The 18,937-nt window shown below is 71.9% G+C and carries 23 protein-coding genes; 10 read left to right on the forward strand and 13 right to left on the reverse strand.

Annotated features, from left to right (window positions below; all coding sequences use genetic code 11):
• Positions 1-33: 33 nt before the first annotated feature.
• Entirely contained in the window at positions 34-945 is a 912-nt protein-coding gene (locus ACIPEP_RS00355; protein ID WP_402716137.1) for a cytochrome c oxidase assembly protein, read from the forward strand.
• A gap of 217 nt (positions 946-1,162) precedes the next feature.
• Here ACIPEP_RS00355 and ACIPEP_RS00360 read toward each other — a convergent pair whose 3' ends face one another.
• On the reverse strand, positions 1,163-2,803 hold the full coding sequence (locus ACIPEP_RS00360; RefSeq protein ID WP_083414090.1) for a DHA2 family efflux MFS transporter permease subunit: 1,641 nt from the start codon (positions 2,801-2,803) through the stop codon (positions 1,163-1,165).
• Positions 2,800-3,414, reverse strand: a complete 615-nt coding sequence (locus ACIPEP_RS00365) for a PadR family transcriptional regulator (protein ID WP_402716138.1) — start codon at positions 3,412-3,414, stop codon at positions 2,800-2,802. Before ACIPEP_RS00365 ends, ACIPEP_RS00360 begins: the two co-directional genes overlap by 4 nt.
• Positions 3,415-3,558: 144 nt before the next feature.
• Between ACIPEP_RS00365 and purS the strand changes: the two genes are divergently transcribed.
• From purS to ACIPEP_RS00385, 4 genes are read left to right on the forward strand one after another with little or no spacing between them, the layout of a single operon-like run.
• Complete coding sequence (purS, locus tag ACIPEP_RS00370; RefSeq protein ID WP_070417019.1) at positions 3,559-3,810, forward strand: phosphoribosylformylglycinamidine synthase subunit PurS; 252 nt, start codon at positions 3,559-3,561, stop codon at positions 3,808-3,810.
• 5 nt (positions 3,811-3,815) lie between these two features.
• The gene (purQ, locus tag ACIPEP_RS00375) at positions 3,816-4,511 is read left to right on the forward strand and encodes a phosphoribosylformylglycinamidine synthase subunit PurQ (protein ID WP_402716139.1); all 696 of its coding nucleotides are present in this window, start codon (positions 3,816-3,818) and stop codon (positions 4,509-4,511) included.
• A gap of 47 nt (positions 4,512-4,558) precedes the next feature.
• Positions 4,559-6,940, forward strand: a complete 2,382-nt coding sequence (gene purL, locus ACIPEP_RS00380; RefSeq protein WP_229085404.1) for a phosphoribosylformylglycinamidine synthase subunit PurL — start codon at positions 4,559-4,561, stop codon at positions 6,938-6,940.
• Between the two features lie 40 nt (positions 6,941-6,980).
• Positions 6,981-7,901, forward strand: a complete 921-nt coding sequence (locus tag ACIPEP_RS00385) for a 2-hydroxyacid dehydrogenase (protein WP_071294462.1) — start codon at positions 6,981-6,983, stop codon at positions 7,899-7,901.
• 16 nt (positions 7,902-7,917) lie between these two features.
• Here the strand turns inward: ACIPEP_RS00385 and ACIPEP_RS00390 are convergent, their stop codons facing one another.
• From ACIPEP_RS00390 to ACIPEP_RS00400, 3 genes are read right to left on the reverse strand one after another with little or no spacing between them, the layout of a single operon-like run.
• Entirely contained in the window at positions 7,918-8,331 is a 414-nt protein-coding gene (locus ACIPEP_RS00390; RefSeq protein ID WP_071294461.1) for a GNAT family N-acetyltransferase, read from the reverse strand.
• Positions 8,332-8,341: 10 nt separating this feature from the next.
• Positions 8,342-9,445 carry a beta-propeller fold lactonase family protein gene (locus ACIPEP_RS00395; protein ID WP_070417023.1) on the reverse strand — a complete coding sequence of 368 codons (1,104 nt, stop codon included), beginning with the start codon at positions 9,443-9,445 and terminating at the stop codon, positions 8,342-8,344.
• The gene (locus ACIPEP_RS00400; RefSeq protein ID WP_070417024.1) at positions 9,442-9,765 is read right to left on the reverse strand and encodes a chorismate mutase; all 324 of its coding nucleotides are present in this window, start codon (positions 9,763-9,765) and stop codon (positions 9,442-9,444) included. Before ACIPEP_RS00400 ends, ACIPEP_RS00395 begins: the two co-directional genes overlap by 4 nt.
• A gap of 112 nt (positions 9,766-9,877) precedes the next feature.
• On the opposite strand from ACIPEP_RS00400, the gene ACIPEP_RS00405 reads away from it, so the two are divergent.
• Positions 9,878-10,282: a DUF1304 domain-containing protein gene (locus tag ACIPEP_RS00405; protein WP_083295407.1), complete on the forward strand. Its 405-nt coding sequence runs from the start codon at positions 9,878-9,880 to the stop codon at positions 10,280-10,282.
• A 129-nt stretch (positions 10,283-10,411) separates the two neighbouring features.
• Here the strand turns inward: ACIPEP_RS00405 and ACIPEP_RS00410 are convergent, their stop codons facing one another.
• A complete protein-coding gene (locus ACIPEP_RS00410; RefSeq protein WP_402716140.1) occupies positions 10,412-11,419 on the reverse strand; it encodes an iron-siderophore ABC transporter substrate-binding protein in 1,008 nt (335 codons plus the stop codon).
• 59 nt (positions 11,420-11,478) lie between these two features.
• On the opposite strand from ACIPEP_RS00410, the gene ACIPEP_RS00415 reads away from it, so the two are divergent.
• Entirely contained in the window at positions 11,479-12,342 is an 864-nt protein-coding gene (locus ACIPEP_RS00415) for a shikimate dehydrogenase family protein (RefSeq protein ID WP_402716141.1), read from the forward strand.
• Between the two features lie 7 nt (positions 12,343-12,349).
• Here the strand turns inward: ACIPEP_RS00415 and ACIPEP_RS00420 are convergent, their stop codons facing one another.
• Genes ACIPEP_RS00420 through ACIPEP_RS00430 form a run of 3 tightly spaced genes read right to left on the reverse strand, consistent with a single transcriptional unit; the run spans position 12,350 to position 14,155 of the window.
• Complete coding sequence (locus ACIPEP_RS00420; protein ID WP_402716142.1) at positions 12,350-13,303, reverse strand: SDR family NAD(P)-dependent oxidoreductase; 954 nt, start codon at positions 13,301-13,303, stop codon at positions 12,350-12,352.
• A 29-nt stretch (positions 13,304-13,332) separates the two neighbouring features.
• Positions 13,333-13,719 carry a YchJ family protein gene (locus tag ACIPEP_RS00425; protein WP_071303600.1) on the reverse strand — a complete coding sequence of 129 codons (387 nt, stop codon included), beginning with the start codon at positions 13,717-13,719 and terminating at the stop codon, positions 13,333-13,335.
• A gap of 10 nt (positions 13,720-13,729) precedes the next feature.
• The gene (locus tag ACIPEP_RS00430) at positions 13,730-14,155 is read right to left on the reverse strand and encodes an organic hydroperoxide resistance protein (RefSeq protein WP_071294457.1); all 426 of its coding nucleotides are present in this window, start codon (positions 14,153-14,155) and stop codon (positions 13,730-13,732) included.
• Positions 14,156-14,290: 135 nt separating this feature from the next.
• Here ACIPEP_RS00430 and ACIPEP_RS00435 point away from each other — a divergent pair, with 135 nt between their 5' ends.
• From ACIPEP_RS00435 to ACIPEP_RS00445, 3 genes are read left to right on the forward strand one after another with little or no spacing between them, the layout of a single operon-like run.
• Positions 14,291-14,956, forward strand: coding sequence for a hypothetical protein (locus ACIPEP_RS00435; protein WP_402716143.1), 666 nt, complete (start codon positions 14,291-14,293; stop codon positions 14,954-14,956).
• Entirely contained in the window at positions 14,949-15,671 is a 723-nt protein-coding gene (locus tag ACIPEP_RS00440; protein WP_402716144.1) for a hypothetical protein, read from the forward strand. The genes ACIPEP_RS00435 and ACIPEP_RS00440 overlap by 8 nt, the downstream gene beginning before the upstream one ends.
• 49 nt (positions 15,672-15,720) lie before the next feature.
• A complete protein-coding gene (locus tag ACIPEP_RS00445; protein WP_092384600.1) occupies positions 15,721-16,461 on the forward strand; it encodes an SOS response-associated peptidase in 741 nt (246 codons plus the stop codon).
• A gap of 9 nt (positions 16,462-16,470) precedes the next feature.
• Here ACIPEP_RS00445 and ACIPEP_RS00450 read toward each other — a convergent pair whose 3' ends face one another.
• The 4 genes from ACIPEP_RS00450 to ACIPEP_RS00465 form a co-directional block, all read right to left on the reverse strand.
• A complete protein-coding gene (locus tag ACIPEP_RS00450) occupies positions 16,471-17,052 on the reverse strand; it encodes a hypothetical protein (RefSeq protein ID WP_402716145.1) in 582 nt (193 codons plus the stop codon).
• Positions 17,053-17,163: 111 nt separating this feature from the next.
• A complete protein-coding gene (locus ACIPEP_RS00455) occupies positions 17,164-17,508 on the reverse strand; it encodes a hypothetical protein (RefSeq protein ID WP_402716146.1) in 345 nt (114 codons plus the stop codon).
• A 90-nt stretch (positions 17,509-17,598) separates the two neighbouring features.
• Positions 17,599-17,928 (reverse strand): hypothetical protein, encoded by a 330-nt coding sequence (locus tag ACIPEP_RS00460; protein WP_070417032.1) that lies wholly within the window; start codon positions 17,926-17,928, stop codon positions 17,599-17,601.
• Between the two features lie 210 nt (positions 17,929-18,138).
• Positions 18,139-18,915 carry a helix-turn-helix transcriptional regulator gene (locus ACIPEP_RS00465; RefSeq protein ID WP_083403142.1) on the reverse strand — a complete coding sequence of 259 codons (777 nt, stop codon included), beginning with the start codon at positions 18,913-18,915 and terminating at the stop codon, positions 18,139-18,141.
• Between the last annotated feature and the right edge of the window lie 22 nt (positions 18,916-18,937).

The following is an 18,937-nucleotide window of genomic DNA, read 5'->3' on the forward strand; positions in this document are numbered from 1 at the left end:
GGGGCTGCTCCGGGGTGCGTACCGGGCGGAGGATTGTGGTCGGCCGCACGATCCTCGAGGAGGCACCCCACGCCGTCGACACCCGAGTTCTGGAGCACGTGGCACCTCGACCCGCTCGCGGCCGTCCTCATCGCCGTGGCCGCGGTCACCTACGGCTGGTGGGTCGTCGGTGCCGCCAGGCGAGGCACCCGGTGGCCGTGGTGGCGGACGCTCGCCTTCGTCGGGGCGCTCGTCCTGTTCGGCATCCTGCAGTTCGGGATCGTCGGCATCCACGACCAGGACCTCCGGTGGGCGTTCGTGCTGCGGTTGGCCCTGCTCTTCTTCGCGGTCCCCACCTTCGCCGCGTTCGCCGCGCCCGTCTCGTTGCTCCGCTCGGGAGGCCCGGCTCGTCCCGCGCAGGCAGCCTCCGCAGCGCTCGCATCGCGTCCGGCACGGGTCCTCGGCAACGCGGTCGTGTCGCCGCTGATCGCCCTCGCGCTGTTCTGCGTGCTGCTCACCCCGTTCTCGGCGACGATCCGCGAGTCCCCGGTCTGGGCGACGGCGATCACGGTGTTCGTGCCGATGCTCGGGTTCGCCCTGCTGACCCCGCTGTCCGAGCCGGGAATCCTCCGCTCGTCGACGTTCGTCACGATGGAGTTCCTGCTCGCGTTCGTCGAGCTCATGGCGGACGCGATCCCGGGCATCGTGCTCCGGATCACGAACCACGTGCTCGACGGGTCGGTCACGGCGGCGGTCGGGCAACCGTGGTTCCCGTCGCCCCTGCGCGACCAGCACCTCGCCGGGGACCTGCTGTGGTTCATCGCCGAGGTCGCGGACGTGCCGGTGCTCATCTCGCTGTTCATCCGGTGGCAGCGGTCCGATCGCCGCGAGGCCCGCACCGTCGACGCCCTCACCGACGAGGAGATGGCGGAGCTCACCCGGGCGCACCTGCAGCGCCGCGGGTGACGGGGTGTCGGTGTCGGTGTCGGTCGTGACGCCGCGACATCGACATCGTGCCGGTCGATCGACGGGTGTCTTGTCGACCGATGCACACGCAGTGGATACACGCGCAGAGAACGACGTTCCACGAGTCGATCACGACGTGTCTTGTCGCGAAGTCGCCCCGCACGCGACGGAGCCCCGCGCCGCACGAGTGCGACACGGGGCTCCGGACTGGCTCGGACTAGGCGTCGGCGTGCCGCCCGTGGTGGTCGGTCGCGGCGAGCTCGGCCTCGGCGGTCTCCGGCGCGGGTGCCGCGGCGTGGACACCGTGACGCTGCTCGGACCCCACCACGCTGCCGTCGGACGCAGACGCGGGCGACCCGTCGGACGTGCCGCCGGTCTGCTGCCACGCCACGGTCTGCTTCGGCTTCGCCAGGAACAGCGCGGCGACGATCCCGATGCCGAGCACCACGGCGGGCAGGACGAGCGACTGCCCCATGGCGGTGGCGAACGGCTGCTGCAGGAAGGCCGGGAGCGCCCCGACCTGCTGCTCCGCACCGCCGGCGCTCGTGCCGCCGGTGGACGCCGGGAAGTTGGCCGTGATCCGCGCCTCGATCAGCGCCGCGATGCCGGCCGAGCCGAGGACGGCACCGATCTGCCGCGTGGTGTTGTAGACGCCCGAGCCGGCGCCGGCGAGCTTCGGCGGCAGGTTGCGCGTCGCGGAGACCGAGAGCGGCCCCCACATGCAGGCGTTCGCGAGGCCGAGGAGCGTCGACGGCAGGAGCACCCAGCCCCAGTCGGCACCCGATGCCAGGAGCGACCCGAACCAGAACAGCGCGCCGGAGAAGCAGGCGAGGCCGAACGCCGCGACCCAGCGGAGGCTCCACCGGTTGAGGTTCTTGCCGACGAGCGGGGCGAGGCCGGCCGAGAGCACGGCCTGGGGAACGAGGAGCAGCGCCGCCTGGGTCGGGCTGAACGTCAGCACGTCCTGCGCCCAGAGCATGATCGGCAGGGCGAACGACGAGATGGCGACGCCGACCGCGGTGATGGCGATGTTCGCGAGCGTGAAGTTGCGGTCCTTGAAGAGGCCGAGCGGCAGGAGCGGCTCACCCTTCTGCACGCCCTGCCACACCACGAAGGCGATGAGCACGACGATGCCGGCGATGATGAGCGACCAGACCGAGATCGGGCCGGTGATGGTCCCCCAGTCGTAGGTCTCGCCTTCCTGGATGCCGAAGACGAGCAGGAACATGCCGACGGCGCTCAGGACGATGCCGAGGGTGTCGAAGCGGTGCCCGTGCCGGTCGAACGACGGGACGAAGCGCTGCGCGAGCACGAACGCGACCACACCGACCGGGACGTTGACGAAGAAGATCCACTCCCAGCCGAAGCCGTCGACGAGCAGGCCGCCCACGATCGGACCGACGAGCGAGGCGACACCGGCGACGGCACCCCAGAGGCCCATCGCCGCGCCGCGGTTCTGCGGCGGGAAGATGCGCGTGATCACGGCCATCGTCTGCGGCGTCATCATCGCCGCGCCGAGCCCCTGGACCACACGGGCCACGATGAGCACCTCGATCGAGCCGGCGAGCCCGCACCAGAGGCTCGAGAGCGTGAACACCACGAGCCCGATCTGGTACATGACCTTCGGGCCGAAGCGGTCACCGAGCCGGCCGGTGATGAGGAGCGGCACGGCGTAGGCGAGCAGGTAGGCGCTCGTCACCCAGATGACGGAGTTGATGCTGGCGTCGAGCTTCGCGGCGATGGTCGGCGTCGCGACGGACACGATCGTCGAGTCGACGAGGATCATGAAGAAGCCGACGACGAGGGCCCAGAGGGCCGGCCACGGCTTCTTCTCGGTGGTGGTCGAGACGGAGGTCATCGAGTGGGTTCCTTGCTGTTCGGGGTGGTGCCTGTGTCGGTGGGGACGGCCGGGCCGTCCCAGGGGATGTCGCCGCTCGCGATCCGGTCGGCCGCGGCGTCGAGCCACTCGATCTGCGCGGTGAGCATGGCACGGACGTACGACACGTCCAGCCAGAAGCGGTCCGCGAGACGCTTGGCCTGGAGGCCCGTGGCGGCTTCGTCGTACTGCTCGCGTTCCGTCCGGAGTGCGCGGGCGCGGGCGCGCAGGGCGGTCGCCGCGTCCTCGGCGCTCAGGTTGTCGACGTGCGAGACCGCGAGTTGGAACTCCGGGTACTCGTCGGCGGGCTCGGCGATCATGCGGCGGAGGCCGTCCTCGAGCGCGGTGCGCCCGTGGTCGGTGATCGCGTAGGTGGTGCGTTCCGGTCGGTTGCCCTCCCGCGCGGTGCCGAGCGCCTCGGCGTAGCCGAGGTCCACCAGGCGACCGATCTGGTGGTAGAGCGTGCCGGGTCGGACCTTGACGTTCTGGTCCTCGCGACGCTGCAGCATCGTCTGGAACATCTCGTAGGGGTGCATGGGTGACTCCGCGAGGAGCCCGAGCGCGGCGAACGCGAGGGGCGTGAGCGACGCCATCCGTGCCTCCTGGACTGGTCCGTACCGATTATTCCAAGTGGAATGTACGCCTTCGAACAACCAGACGCAAGCGCGTCCGACCCGCCGCGCGCGCCCCGTAGACTGTTCGCGTCCCACCCATCCCCGAAGTGCTGGAGTGAACACGTGCCAACGATCGTCGTCGAGGTCATGCCGAAGGCCGAGATCCTCGACCCCCAGGGCAAGGCGGTGGGCAACGCCCTCGCCCGTCTCGGCAAGGCAGACCTGACCAACGTCCGCATCGGCAAGCGCTTCGAGGTGGCCGTCGACGGCCCGGTCGACGACCAGAAGCTGGCCGAGGTCCGCGAGATCGCCGCCGACGTCTTCTCCAACGCCGTCATCGAGGACGTCGTGTCCGTGACGGTCGAAGGCGAGTGACACCGGTGCGCATCGGCGTCATCACGTTCCCGGGCTCGCTCGACGACCGCGACGCCCAGCGCGCGGTCCGCCTCGCCGGTGCCGACCCCGTCGCGCTCTGGCACGGCGACCACGACCTGCAGGGCGTCGACGCGATCGTCCTCCCCGGCGGGTTCTCCTACGGCGACTACCTGCGTGCCGGTGCGATCGCGGCGAAGGCCCCGATCATGGCCGAGGTCATCGACGCCGCCGGCAAGGGGATGCCCGTGCTCGGCATCTGCAACGGTTTCCAGATGCTCGCCGAAGCACGACTGGTCCCGGGCGCGCACACCCGCAACGCGCACCAGCAGTTCATCCGGCGCGACCAGAAGCTCCGCGTCGAGACCACCGCCACGGCGTGGACGAGCGGCTTCACGGCCCGGCAGGAGATCACCATCCCGCTGAAGAACGCCGACGGCCGCTTCGTCGCGGACGCCGACGAGATCAAGCGCATCGAGGACAACGGCCAGGTCGTGTTCCGCTACGTCGGCGTGAACCCGAACGGGTCGATCGACGACATCGCGGGCGTCTCCAACGAGCGCGGCAACGTCGTCGGCCTGATGCCGCACCCCGAGCACGCGACGGAGCCCGGGTTCGGCCCGGACACCCCCGCGGCGATGGCCTCCGGCACGGACGGCCTCACCTTCTTCACCTCCGTGATCGAGTCGACGCTCGTCAAGTGACGACCACGCCGACGAACACGACTCCAGTGACAGGGAACGACACCACCGTGACGACACACGTCCGCCCGAAGCCCGACACCGTCCAGGACGCCGCAGCCACGCCCGACAAGGAGCAGCCGTACGAGGCGCTCGGGCTGAAGGCCGACGAGTACGCGAAGATCCGCGAGATCCTCGGCCGCCGCCCCACCTCGGGCGAGCTGGCGATGTACTCCGTGATGTGGTCCGAGCACTGCTCGTACAAGTCCTCGAAGAACTACCTCCGGCAGTTCGGCAAGAAGGTCACGCCGGAGATGACGAAGAACCTCATGGTGGGCATGGGCGAGAACGCCGGTGTCATCGACGTCGGCAACGGCTGGGCGGTGACCTTCAAGGTCGAGTCGCACAACCACCCGTCCTACGTCGAGCCGTACCAGGGCGCCGCGACCGGTGTCGGCGGCATCGTCCGCGACATCATCTCGATGGGCGCCCGCCCGGTCGCCGTGATGGACCAGCTCCGCTTCGGCGCGATCGACCACGAGGACACGCAGCGCGTCGTCCACGGTGTGGTCGGCGGCATCTCGTTCTACGGCAACTGCCTCGGCCTGCCGAACATCGGCGGCGAGACCTACTTCGACCCGGTGTACCAGGGCAACCCGCTGGTGAACGCCCTGGCGGTCGGGGTCCTCCGCCACGAGGACCTGCACCTCGCGAACGCCTCGGGTGCCGGCAACAAGGTCGTGCTCTTCGGTGCCCGCACCGGTGGCGACGGCATCGGCGGCGCGTCGATCCTGGCGTCCGACACCTTCACCGAGGGCGGCCCGACCAAGCGTCCCGCCGTCCAGGTCGGCGACCCCTTCGCCGAGAAGGTCCTCATCGAGTGCTGCCTCGAGCTGTTCCAGAAGGAACTCGTCGAGGGCATCCAGGACCTCGGTGCCGCCGGCATCTCGTGCGCCACGAGCGAGCTCGCGTCGAACGGCGACGGCGGCATGCACATCTCGCTCGACGACGTCCTGCTGCGCGACCCCACGCTCACCGCCGAGGAGATCCTCATGTCGGAGAGCCAGGAGCGCATGATGGCGGTCGTCCGCCCCGAGAAGCTCGACGAGTTCCTCAGCGTCGTCGGCAAGTGGGAGGTCGAGACCAGCGTCCTCGGCGAGGTCACCGGCACCGGCCGGCTCGTCATCGACTGGCAGGGCCAGGAGATCGTGAACGTCGACCCGCGCACGGTCGCCGTCGACGGCCCGGTCTACGACCGCCCCGTGGCCTACCCGACCTGGATCGACGCGCTGCAGGCCGACTCGGCCGCATCGCTCGACCGCCCGGCCGACGGCCCCGCCCTCAAGGCGCAGTTCCTGCAGCTACTGGGCTCCCCGAACCTGGCGTCGAAGAACTGGGTGACGAACCAGTACGACACCTACGTGCTCGGCAACACGGCGCTCTCCTTCCCCGACGACGGCGGCATGATCCGCGTCGACGAGGAGACCGGGCTCGGCGTCACGATCGCCACCGACGCGAACGGCCGCTACTGCCAGCTCGACCCGAAGCAGGGCGCCCGGCTGGCCCTCGCCGAGGCGTACCGGAACGTCGCCGTCACCGGTGCCGTCCCGGCCGCCGTGACCGACTGCCTGAACTTCGGCTCCCCCGAGAACCCCGAGGTCATGTGGCAGTTCTCCGAAGCGGTCGAGGGCCTCGCCGACGGCTGCATGGAACTCGGGATCCCGGTCACGGGCGGCAACGTGTCGTTCTACAACCAGACCGGCACGACCCCGATCCACCCGACCCCGGTCGTCGGTGTCCTCGGCGTGATCGAGGACGTCGCGCTGCGCGTGCCCTCCGGCTGGCAGGACGACGGCCACAACATCTACCTGCTCGGCACCACGTCGCTCGAGCTCGACGGGTCGGCCTGGGCCGGCACCGTGCACGGGCACCTCGGTGGCCGTCCGCCGGCGGTCGACCTCGAGCGTGAGAAGGCCCTCGCGGACCTCCTGCACGCCGCGGCGAACGAGCAGCTGCTCACGAGCGCCCACGACCTGGCGGACGGCGGCCTCGGCCAGACCCTCGCCGAGTCGGTACTCCGGTTCGGGCTCGGTGCCCGCGTCGTGCTCGACGAGCTCGAGGCCCGCGACGGCGTCGACACCGCCACCGCGCTGTTCTCCGAGTCGACCGGCCGCGTCATCGTGACCGTCCGGCGCGAGGACGACGTCCGCTTCCAGGGCCTCTGCGACGGCCGCGGCTTCCCGGTGCTCCGCATCGGTGTCACGGACGCCACGAGCGGGTCGCTCGAGGTCCAGGGTGCGTTCGAGGCGACGATCGACGAGCTGCGCGGCACCCACGGCGCCACGCTCCCGAGCCGGTTCGGGGACGTCATCGTCGAGGACGTGACCGAGGGCTACGTCGGTCGGGGTCCGCTCGACGACCACGGCTCGTTCTCGCCGCGGACCGACTCCTGAACGGGTCGGACCGGAGCGCCACGACGACGGGCACCGACTGATGCCCGTCGTCACCCTGCCGTTCCGTGGACTCGTCGATCGCTTCGGCCCCGTGCCGGAGGGCATCGAGCTCGACGTGTGGGACGTCGAGGCACCGTACGGACGCCCCGACGACGTGGCCATCGCGTTCCTGCCGTTCTACTTCGGTGGGCGGCACCGGTGGCAGTACGTGCACGACCTGCCGAACCTGCGGCTCCTGCAGCTGCCGAGCGCCGGGTACGAGCACGCGGTCCCGCACGTCCCCGGCCACGCGCAGCTCGCGAACGGCCGCGGCATCCACGACGACGAGACCGCCGAACTCGCGGTGGGGCTCGCGCTGACGTCACTGCGCGAGCTCGGGGCGTTCCAGGCCGACCGTGCGAACGGCGTCTGGGACGCCCGGACCACCCGGTCCCTCGCCGACCGTCGCGTGACCGTGGTCGGCTACGGCGCGATCGGGTCCGCCATCGCGACCCGCTTCGAGGCGTTCCGCACCGAGGTCACCGTGGTGGCGCGGACCGCGCGTGAGCAGGACGGCCGGCAGGTCCACGCGTTCGGCGAGCTCCCGGAGCTCGCCGCGACCACCGACGTCCTGGTGCTCATCGCCCCGCTGACGGACGAGACCGAACGGCTGGTGGACGCCGATCTGCTCGCCGCGCTGCCCGACGGCGCCCTCGTGGTGAACGTCGCCCGCGGCAAGGTCGTCGACACCGATGCCCTCGTCGCCGAGCTGCGGTCCGGACGGCTCTCGGCAGCGCTCGACGTCACCGATCCCGAACCGCTGCCCGACGGGCACCCGCTCTGGACGACGCCGAACACGGTCCTGACGCCGCACGTCGGCGGCAACACGGACCTCAGCGTGCCGCGGTCGATCGAGCTGATGCGCCGTCAGGTGGCCGCGTTGGCCGAGGGCCGACCGTTCGAGAACGTCATCGAGTCCTGACCACCCGGCCGGCCGGTCAGTCGGTCAGCAGCGCCATCCCGAGGCTCGGTGCCACGTCGTCGAAGCCGAGCGATCGGTAGAGCCGCTGCCCGGGCGGGTCGCCGACGAGGGTGACGTACGCGCCACGGGGTGCCCGGGAGCGGATGTCCGCGACGAGCCAGGCGACCACCGCACGACCGATCCCCCGGCGTTGGTGCGCCGGGTCGGTCGCGATGTCGGCGATGTGGAAGTACCAGCCGCCGTCGCCGATCGTCCGGCCCATCGCGACGGGCCGCCCGTCGGGATCGAGGACGTGGCAGGCGGACCAGCTGCCGGCGATCGCCCCGGCGCCCTGGTCGGCGTTCTTCGGCGTCAGGCCGGAGTCACGGCGCAGCCGGAGGTAGTCGTCGAGAGGAGGCGGGCCGGGGACGAGGGTGTAGGACGCGTCCATGGGGTCGGACTCAGACCGGCACGACGACCGGGACGACGCACGCCGGCGTGCCGACCGCGATCTGCGCGACGGCCTCGCCCGGGACACCGTCCTCGCCGAGGGGCAGGACCGCGATGGCGTCGGACATCTGGTTCGCCACGAGGAGGAACCCGGGCACCCGTGCGAAGTGCCGGGGCCACACTCCACCGGAGGACGCCGATCCCACGAGCGACAGCCCGCCGTCGGATGCGTCGAGCACCACCACGAGGTCGCGCCCGCGCACCGCGACGTACACGCGCCCGGCCTCGTCGACCTCGATGTGGCTGAGGAGCGACTCGCCGACCTCGCCGGTGAAGGTCGCCGCGGAGGCCATCGACACGAACGACCCCGAGCCGTCGCGGCGGAGGCGGTGGACCCGGCCGTCGAGCTCACCGGCCACGATGAGGTCGCCCTCGTACCAGGCGAGGTGCCGCGGTCCGACACCCGGGGTGACGTGGTGGACGCGGACCTGCTCGATGCTCGGGGCGTCCGTGATCCGGAACTCGTGCAGGGCGTCGCCGCCGAGGTCCGCCACGAGCACGGTGCCGTCCGGCGTCGCGGTCGACTGGTGGGCGTGCGGGCCCTCTTGCCGGTCCTCGACGGGGCCGGTGGCGTCGGGGAGGACCTCGGTGACGAGCGCCGACGCGGGCACCGTCACCTGGTCGTCGCTGCCGTGCGCGCCGATCAGCCCGTCGCTGCCGAGCACCGACGCGGCGTGCGACTCCGCTGCGGCGAGCGAGACCGCCGTGACGGTGCCGGAGACGTAGTTGGTGACGACGAGCGCACCGGACGGGTCGACGCGCACGTGGCACGGGGCGTCGCCGCCGGCCGGAGCGTCCCAGAGGTGCTCGAGCGACGAGCCGCCCAGGCGGAAGGCCGAGACACCGCCGTCGGCCGTCTCGGACACGGCGTAGACCCGGTCACCGGAGACGGCCAGGAACGACGGGTCGTCGATGACCGCGACGGTGCGAGCCGTCGGCGCGCCGCCGTCCGCAGTCCCGACCGGTCCTCCGGGCACGATCGAGATGCCCGTCGCGTTCCCGCCGCCGGTGGCCGTGTACGAGCCGACGAGCAGCGTCGGGAGCGCGTCGCTCACTCGTCGCCGCCGGCGATCTGCTCGTGGTGGTGGATGACCTCGGCGACGATGAAGTTCAGGAACTTCTCCGCGAAGGCGGGGTCGAGGTGCGACTCGGCGGCGAGGGAGCGGAGTCGTGCGACCTGGATCTGCTCGCGCCCCGGGTCGGCCGCCGGCATCCCCGCTGCTGCCTTGAGGTAACCGACCCGCTGGGTGTACTTGAAGCGCTCGGCGAGCATGTGGATGACCGCGGCGTCGATGTTGTCGATGCTCTGGCGGATGCTGGCCAGTTCGGCGACGGCCGCCGGGTCGTACTGGGGCGTGGTGTCGTCGTCGCTCATGCCCCGAGCCTAACGGCCGCGACCGCTCGGCAGGTGTCGGTTACGTCGGCGGCCGGCGACCGGAACCTGAGCGGGAACTGAGCACGCCTTCGGAACTGCGAGAATGGGGACCATGTCGGTCCTGCTCGTGATCTCGTGCGTGTTCGCGGTCCTCGCGGGCCTCGTGCACGTGTACATCTTCTTCCTCGAGTCCGTCGCGTGGACGAGTCCCCGTGTGCGGAAGATCTTCGGCCTGTCGTCCGAGACCGAGGTCCAGGCCACCCGCTCGATGGCGTTCAACCAGGGCTTCTACAACCTGTTCCTCGCGATCGGCGCGATCCTCGGTGTGGTGCTCGCCGTCACGGGCAACGGGGCCACCGGGTGGACGCTCGTGGTGTTCTCGACGGCGTCGATGCTCGGTGCCGCCGTGGTCCTGCTCGGGACGGGTCGCCGGTACCTCAACTCCGCGTTCGTGCAGGGGTCGTTCCCGCTGATCGCTCTGCTCTTCGCGTTCCTCGGTTCGACGTTCGGCGCCTGACCGCAGCGTCGCGACGGGCCGGACGCCGGCTCGGGACGCGACCACAGGAAGACGGGAGGCGCGGTGCCAGCTAGCACCGCGCCTCCCGTCGTTCCGCATCGGCGTCTCGCCGGCGCGTCCCGCCCGGCGTCAGCCGAGCTTCGCCTGGAACTCGTCCGGCAGCTTCTCGAGCGCCCACTCGATCGCGGCGGTGGTCCCCATCGAGAACGCCGACGACACGTCCGGGTCGTCGAACACGATGGCGTGCCCGGCCTCGACCGACGGCACCTTCTGGAAGAGCGGGTCGGACTCGGCCTTGGACGCCTCGACGTAGATCGGCAGGATCAGCGTGAGATCGGCGTCCAGCAGGTCGAGGTTCTCGTCCGACAGGTGCACCGAGAACGCCTTGCCGGCCTGCTCGTCGATCGCCTTCGGGATCGTGAAGCCGAGGTTCCGCATGAACGTCGAGCGGCTGTCCGTCGAGGCGTAGGCCCCGAAGCCCTCGGACGTGTAGGCGCCGACGACCGCCGACTTGCCCGCGAAGTCCGGGTGCGCCTTGCGGGCGGCGGCGTAGGCGTCGTCGAGGCCGGCGAGGAGCTTCTTGCCCGCGGCCTCCTTGCCGAGCGCCTTCGCGATCATCGTGGTCTGCTGCTCGGTCGACGCGAGGTAGTTCTCGCCGCCCTTCGGGATCGCCACGGTCGGTGCGATCGCGGAGAGCTTCGCGTAGCGGTCCTTGTCACCCGACGACTTCACGTCGAGGATCACGTCGGGCTTGAGCTTGAGGATGTCCTCGTAGCTCGGCTCGAGCGTCTGGATGATCTTCGGCGACTTCGTGTACGCGCCCTTGAGCCACGGCCCGACGCCGTCGCCACCGAACGCGAGCCAGTCGCTCGCCCCGACGGGCTGCACGCCGAGTTCGAGCGCGGTCTCGGCGTCGCCCCAGCCGAGGGCGACGACGCGCTTCGGCTGCGAGTCGATCTTCGTGGTGCCGAGGGCGGTGGTGATGGACACCGGGAACTGGCCGTCGGCGGACGTGGTCGCGGCGTCGTCGGACGACGAACCGGGGCCGGAGGCGCACCCGGCGAGGACGAGGGACGCTGCGACGACGGCGCCGGCAGCGGCGAGCGCTCGGCGGAAGCGGGAGGGAGTTCGGATCACGAAGGTAAGCCTAACCTAAGCGCTCGGCGCGGAACACGCCTGGATAGGCTGACGGGGACATGTACTCCGACCCCTCCCGGACCCGCCTCGCGGTGCTCGGCTCCCCCATCGCCCACTCCCTCTCCCCCACGCTGCACGCAGCGGCCTACGACGTGCTCGGGGTGCCGTTCACGTACGGGAGGCACGAGGTCGCGTCCGGCGGACTGGACGCGTTCGTCGCGGGGCTGGGTCCCGACTGGCGCGGCCTGAGCCTGACCATGCCGCTCAAGCGCGAGGTCCTGCCGATGCTCGACCGGACGACCCCGCTCGTCGACGAGCTCGGCGTCGCGAACACCATCGCGTTCCGCACGGTCGGCGACACCGTCCTGCGGTCCGGCGCGAACACCGACGTCGAGGGGATCGTGCGCCCGGTCGAGGCGCTCGGACACCTCCCCGGTGAGGCGACCGTCCTCGGCGGGGGTGCGACCGCAACGAGCGCCCTCACCGCGGCCGTGCGGCTCGGGGCGTCGCTCGTGCGGGTGTTCCTCCGCGACACCGCGAAGGCCGGACACCTCGTCGACCTGGCCGTGCGGCTCGGGGTCTCGCTCGAGGTGCTCCCCCTGACCGCGCTGCCGGGGACCCGCCACGGGTTCGTCGTCTCGACGCTGCCCGGGGGTGCGGCGGACACGCTCGACCTCGTGCCGTCAGGGCCGGACGCGGTGCTCTTCGACGTGGCCTACGAGCCCTGGCCGACCGCCGTCGCCACGCGGTGGGCGGACGCCGGCGGACGCGTGCTGAACGGGCTCGACATGCTCGCCGAGCAGGCCCTCGGGCAGATCCGGTTCTTCCTGAGCGGTGACCAGGACGAGCTCCTGCCGGCCGAGGCCGACGTGCGGAGGGCGATGCGCGCCTCCGTGGGCCTGCCGGAGACCATCGGGGCCTGAGCCTCGGTCAGCGTCGAGCTCGTGCCTCGGCGTCGAGCAACGCGACCGAGACGTCCCAGAGCCGCTCGGCGGCGGCCGGCTCGAGCGCCCACGGGAGCACGCCGTGCAGCCCGTCGGTGATGCGGTCGACGACGGCGGCCTCGTGGCAGTCCTCGAAGTACCGGCCGCTCACGCCGTCGAGCTCCGGAGCGGTGGCGAGGAGCACCGACGTCGCCGCGCCCTGCTCCGGGGACTTGACGACGTCCGCCGCGGAGACCTTCGTCGCCGCGAGCACCTCCGGGTCCCAGTGCTTCTGCAGCCCCGTCCAGATCCCTCCGGGCATGCACGCGTTCGCCGTGATCCCGTCGGCGGCCCATCGTCGTCCGACCTCGACGGCGAAGAGGACGTTGGCGGTCTTGGACTGGGCGTAGGCGAGTCCGGGCTCGTACGGGCGACGCCGGAAGAACAGGTCGTCGAACACGACCGGCGAGCTGCCGTGCCCGCTCGACGACAGCGAGACGATCCGCGCACCGGACGCCGCGGCGAGCGCTTCGTGCAGCCCGAAGGCCAGCGCGAAGTGCCCGAGGTGGTTCGTGGCGAACTGCGTCTCCCACCCGGCCGACGTGTACGACTCCGGGCTGTCCATCACCCCGGCGTTGGCGACCAGGGCGTCGAGGGGCCCGGACCACGACGCCGCGAACGCTTCCACGGAGGCAGGGCGGTCGAGGTGGAGCTCGGCGACGTCGGGTGCCGTGCGCCCGGTGGTGCGGGCGATGTCCGCCGCGACCCGCTGTCCGGCCTCGACGTCGCGGACCGCCAGGGTCACGGTCGCGCCGGCCCCGGCGAGCGCTCGGGCCGTCTCGACGCCGATGCCCGAGGCGGCACCGGTCACGACGGCGGTCCGTCCCCGGAGGTCGAGCCCCGCCACGACCTCGGCGGCGGTGGTGTGGGCGCCGAAGGCGGCGAGGTCACGGTCCGGCACGGTGTGCTCCTGTCTGGGGACGGAGACGCTCAGGACACCGTGCCGTCCACGTAGGACCACCGGCCGTGCTCGCGCACGAAGTCGCTCGTCTCCTCGAGTGTGCCCCGCTCGTCGTCGGTGCGCCACCACGCGCGGAAGGCGACGGTGCCGCGAGAGTCGAACGGGCCGCCGGACTCCGTCGACAGGATGTCCAACCGCGTCCAGCGCTGGGCCGGGTCGAGCTCGAGGCTCGCCGGGCGGGTGCGCGGGTGCCACGTCTGCAGCAGGTACTCGGGCAGGCCGAGGGCGAACGCGCTGAACCGCGACCGCATGAGCCGCTCGGCGGTCGGGGCCGCGGCGCCCGCGTGCAGCGGGCCGCAGCACTCGCCGTAGGGGTTGCCGCTCAGGCAGGGGCAGCGCGACTCGTCGGTGACCACGGGCGGCACGCTAGTCGACGATCGACAGCGCGACCGTGATGTTGCCGCGGGTGGCGTTCGAGTAGGGGCAGATCTCGTGCGCGCGCTCGGCGAGACGCTGGCGCTGCTCGGGTCGGGCGGCCGGCGCGTACACGTCGAGCTCGACCGCGAGGCCGAAGCCCCCGTTGCCGGTGCCGCCGATGCCGACCTCGGCCGAGACCTCGGCGCCGGTCGTGTCGACGTCGAGCTCCCGGCCCGCGGCGTGGAGCGCCCCGAGGAAGCACGCGGCGTACCCGGCGGCGAAGAGCTGCTCGGGGTTCGTGCCCTCGCCGCTGCCGCCCATCTCCTTCGGCGGACGGGTGTCGAGGTCGAGGCGGTCGTCCTCGCTGCGCACGTGTCCGTCGCGGCCGCCTCCGGTGGCGTGGGCGGCGGCGGTGTAGACGATGTCGAGACTCATGGCACGAGCGCATCGTGCGTTCCTGGACGACCGCTGGAGCGGGGCGCAACGGCGGGCGGCGGCGGTCGGTCGACGAGGACGCGTCGGGCGTGTCCGGCCCCACCGCTGTCAGCTTCACGGAGTAGACGGAACCTCGTGTTCAGACTCGGGTGGCAGGTGCTGCGGGAGCGGATCCCCACGGTGGTCGATCCCGCACGCGCCCGTCGTGCCGTGTGGATCGCCGCCGCGTGCTCCGTGGTCGTGCTGGTCGGCGCCGTCGTGCTGCAGCTCGCGTTCGGCTGGGCCGGTACGGGGCCCGTCCGACCGGTCGTGGTCATCGCGCTCGTGTCCCTCGGCCTCGGATCGATCGTGTTCTCCGCCTTCCGGACCGACCGTCCGCTCGACCCGGCAGCGACCATCAACGGGCGACAGGTCCGGCCGGACTGGCAGATGAGTGTGCGGTGGTCGGTGCAGCCCTACCTGGCGAGACGGCAGCTCCCGGTGACCCCCGAGGACCGTGCGGCGGTGCTGACCGACGTCGGACTCCTGCAGCGCGGGCTGGTCCGGCGGCTGACGCGGCTCGCCCCGCTCCTCGGCGGGGTCGCACTGCTCGGGATCGCGGCCTTCGTGCGCAGCGACGTGCGGCCGATCGCGCTGCTGTGGGCAGCGGTGTACGTCTGCACGCTGCCCGACCTCGTGGTGCGGCTCGGCCGGTCGGAGCGCGCGCGGCTCGCAGCCCTCGCGGTCGATCCGCCAGCCGGAGACGCCGATACGGGGAAGCACGGGGTCGACGGCTCGAAGGTGCGGCTGCCCGGTGACTGAGGCCCGCGAGCAGGAACCCCGGACCGTCTTCCGCACCGGGTGGCAGGTGTACCGCGAGCGGCTCCCCGAGCTCGTCGACCGGCGACACCACCGCCGTGCCGTCCGCGTCGGGATCGTCGTCGCGGTCGTCGCGTTCGCCGGGCTGCTGCTCCTGGGGGCGTTCGTCGAGCGCCTCGACGGAGCCGTCCCGGTCGCTGCCGGGGTCGTCGTGGCGCTCCTGGTCGCCGCGGGCATCGGGTGCGTCGGTGCCGCCCTCACGCCGATCGGCCCCCGGGGCTGGTCGCTCCCTCCTGTGCCCGGCATCGGGTGGCGTACACAGGAGGCGATCGCCCGGTACTTCCGCCGCAACCCGCCGCCGGTCGCGCCGGAGCACCGCGACGCCGTGCTGCAGGGCATGCCGGCGACCCGCGACCTGCTCGTCCGAGCGGCGTACCGCTCGCTGTTCCTCACGGGCGGGTGGATCGGCATCGTCCTCGGCACCCTCGTGTTCGACGTGGCCTCGTCGGTGGGCAGCGACACCGTGATCCTGTTCCCGGGCGTCTGGCTGTTCTCCATCGTGGTCACGAGCGGCACGGGGATCATCGGCATCCGGACGCTCGGGCGCCAGGAGCAACTCCGCGTCGAGGCCGAGGCGTTGCCGCCCGGCCCGCCCGCGCCGCGCCGAGGCCGCCCCGACAGCCCGAGCGGCAGCAAGCTGGCCCTCCCAGGCGAGTGAGCGCGTGAGCGCGTGAGCGCGTGTCGGTGGCACCGGGCACACTGGGCGCATGTGTGGAAGGTTCGTCGTCTCCGACACCACGGCCGATCTGCTGCCGGAACTGATCGGTGAGCTCGCCGACCGCACCGAGCACGTCGACGAGGACACCGGCGTGGTCGGCACCGGCCTGGTCCCGAGCTGGAACGTCGCACCGACCGACCCGGTCTTCGCGGTCCGGCAGCGGCACGGGCAGCGCGAACTCCCGCAGATCAGCTGGGGGTTCGTGCCGAGCTGGGCGAAGGACTTCCAGAAGCAGCGCCCGAAGCCGATCAACGCCCGCATCGAGACCGTCGCGACGAGCGGCATGTTCAAGCGGGCGTTCGCGACGAACCGCTGCATCGTCCCCGCCCAGGGCTACTACGAGTGGGTCGTGCGCGAGGACGGCAAGGAACCGCACTTCGTCCACGAACCCGGCGGTGCCCTCGCGATGGCCGGCGTCGTGAGCGCGTGGCCCGACCCCACGAAACCCGACGGCGACCCGGACAAGTGGCGGCTGTCCCTGGCGATCATCACGCGGGACGCCCACGTGGCCCCGGGCGAGGTGCACGACCGCATGCCGGCGTTCCTCACCCCGGACGGCTACGACGCCTGGTTGGACACCGATCAGGGCGGCCTCGGACAGGACGACCTGCTCGCCCTGCTCGACCACGAGTCGCTGACGGTCGCGGCGGGCCTCGAGCAGTACGAGGTCTCGCGTGCGGTGAACAGCGTCAGGAACGACGGGCCGCAGCTCATCGAGCGGGTCGCCTAGCCACGCCGCTCAGCAGACGTCGGACCCCGGCGTGGTCATCCCCACAGTCACGTCCGACACTTCCTGGGTCCGCAGGGTCCCCAGCGGCCCGGTCGTCGTCACCCGGAGCCCGGTCAGGTGTCCGCCGTGCGCCAGGCTCCTCGAGCGCATCTCGGCGACGACCCGGACGTCGTGGTGCGGCGCGATCACCGTGCCGTCTGCGTCGAGGACCTGTGCGCCGTCGACGACGCTCGCGGTGTCGCCCATCAGTGCGCCCGTGCCGGATCCCCGGACCTTCTCCGCGAGGACGACGCGCACCGAGCGGAGCCCGGAGTCCCACGTCGCACGGACGCCCCGGAGCGTGACAGGCCGGTCGGACGGGTTCCGCAGGACGAACCCGGCGGACATCCGGGTCTCGTCACGTCCGGGCTCGTCGTCCGACCACCCGCCGCAGACGCCGCTCGCGCCCAGCGCGCGCAGCGGCGCGGGCGACGAGGTGACGACCACGAGCCCGGCGAGCAGGACGAGTGCCGCGACGACGCACGTCGCCAGCACCGCGCGTGCAGACGGGCCCGCTCGGTGCGGGATGGTCGCGTGCTCGTCCGACGTCATGGTCCCCCCGGTCCGGGCCGAGCGTCGGCCCACGTCGAGAGCATGACAGACAGGAGGCCCGGACCATGTCAGCCGATCGGCTGACGTCGTCCGGGCCCGCAGTCCAGAGCGTCAGGCGCCGTCGCGACGCACGTCCGGCAGGAGCACGTGGAGCCGCTCGGCGAGCCGCAGCTGGGCTTCCTCGAGCGACCGGAAGTCGCCGACGTACTGCCCGAAGGTGTCGGACACGAAGTAGTGCGCGCCCTGGCGGTCGACGGTCCCGCCGTAGTAGCCGCCGTAGTTCGCCGCCCAGAGCCCCGTGTCGGGTCGCGACCAGAGGATGCGCGGGTGGACCGGCTCGTCGACGTCGGTGTCGACGACGAGGTCGACGTGGGTGTCCATGCCGGTGATCGCGACCATGGTGGCGGTGTCGACGGTCACCTCGGTGTGCTGGTGGTGGTCGACGGGCGTGCTCATGGTCGTGCTCCTCTTGGTGCGTGCTGCTGTGGTGCGGCGTTCCGTGGTGCGGGTGGTGCGGGGTGGTGCGGTGCTCCGGGGAGCGACGTCCTAGTCGACCGGGCGGATCACGGACGGCAGCATCACGTGCAGCTGGTCCGCGAGCTTCGCCTGTGCCTGCTCGAGCGACGCGAAGTCGCCGACGACGAGGCCGAACGTGTCCGAGGCGACGTAGCGGTCGTCGCGCTTGTCCACCGATCCGCCGAAGTACCCGCCGTAGTTGGCGACCCACTCGCCGTCGTCCTCCTGCGTCCAGGTGAGCTTGGCGCGGGCCGGGCGGGCGTGCGGTTCAGCCTGGGCTTCGAGGATGGCGATCGTGTCGACGGTCTCGGTGTCGAGCGTGACCTCGGCTCGGGTGTCGGTGCTGACGGTGGTGCTCATGTCGCTCTCCTTCGCGATCCGGGGTACATCGGCTGACATGAGAACGCTACGAGACCGACCCCTCCACCCGCCAGCGACGCCCGCCGATTCACGGGATCCGTCAATGCGCCCCATCGGCGAAGCCCGGGTTTCCGGGGTCGGGCGTCGCACTTCCGGGGTACAGGGGACAGATCGGGGTACTCGTTCTCCGGCCAATCCGATGGAGGACCGTCAGGCGCTCGTTCGGCCAGCAGCCCGGCGGTACGTCCCCGGTGTCATCCCGGCCAGCGGCGTGAACTGCTCGATGAACTGGCTCGTCGTCGCCCAGCCGCAGGCCGCCGCGACGTCGGTGACGCTGTGTCCTCCCGCGAGCAGTACGAGCGCACGGTGCACCCGGAGCTGCAGGCGCCACTGCCGGTACCCCGTGCCCGTCTCCTGCCGGAACAGCCGGGTCAGCGTCCGTTCCCCGAGCCCCGCCCAGGCCGCGAGCTCGGCGAGCGACAGCGGGGTCGACAGGTCGCGCTCGACCCGTCGCACCACCCGGCGCAGCCGGGGGTCGCGCGGCTCCGGCAGGTGCAGCGGCTGCTCCGGCGCGGACGCGACCTCGTCGACGACGACCGCACGGAGGTGGGACCTGGCCGTCTCGGAGCGCGGCGCCGGTGTCGTGAGGGCGAGCAGCGCCTCCCGTGCGAGCGGTGAGACGGACAGGACGGCGGGGCCGGACGGGAGGCGCGCGGCGGCCTCCGCGGACAGGTACACGATCCGCATGTCGGTCACCCCGTGGGCCCGGTGCCGGTGCTCGGCACCGGCCGGCACCCACGCGACCCGGTTCGACGGCGCGATCCACGCACCGTCGGCGGTGATGAGCGACAGCACGCCCGTCGCTGCGTGCACGAGGTGACCGAGCGGGTGCGCGTGGGGCGGGACCGTCTCGGCGTGCTCGAAGCGGTACGCCGCCTCGGTGCGGTCGTCGACGATCCGCTCGTGGGCGTGGCTGGAAACCGACATCGAGCGGCAGCATACGTGTTCC

Origin of the sequence: Curtobacterium sp. NPDC087082, from assembly GCF_044745045.1 — a bacterium.
Lineage (GTDB): Bacteria > Actinomycetota > Actinomycetes > Actinomycetales > Microbacteriaceae > Curtobacterium.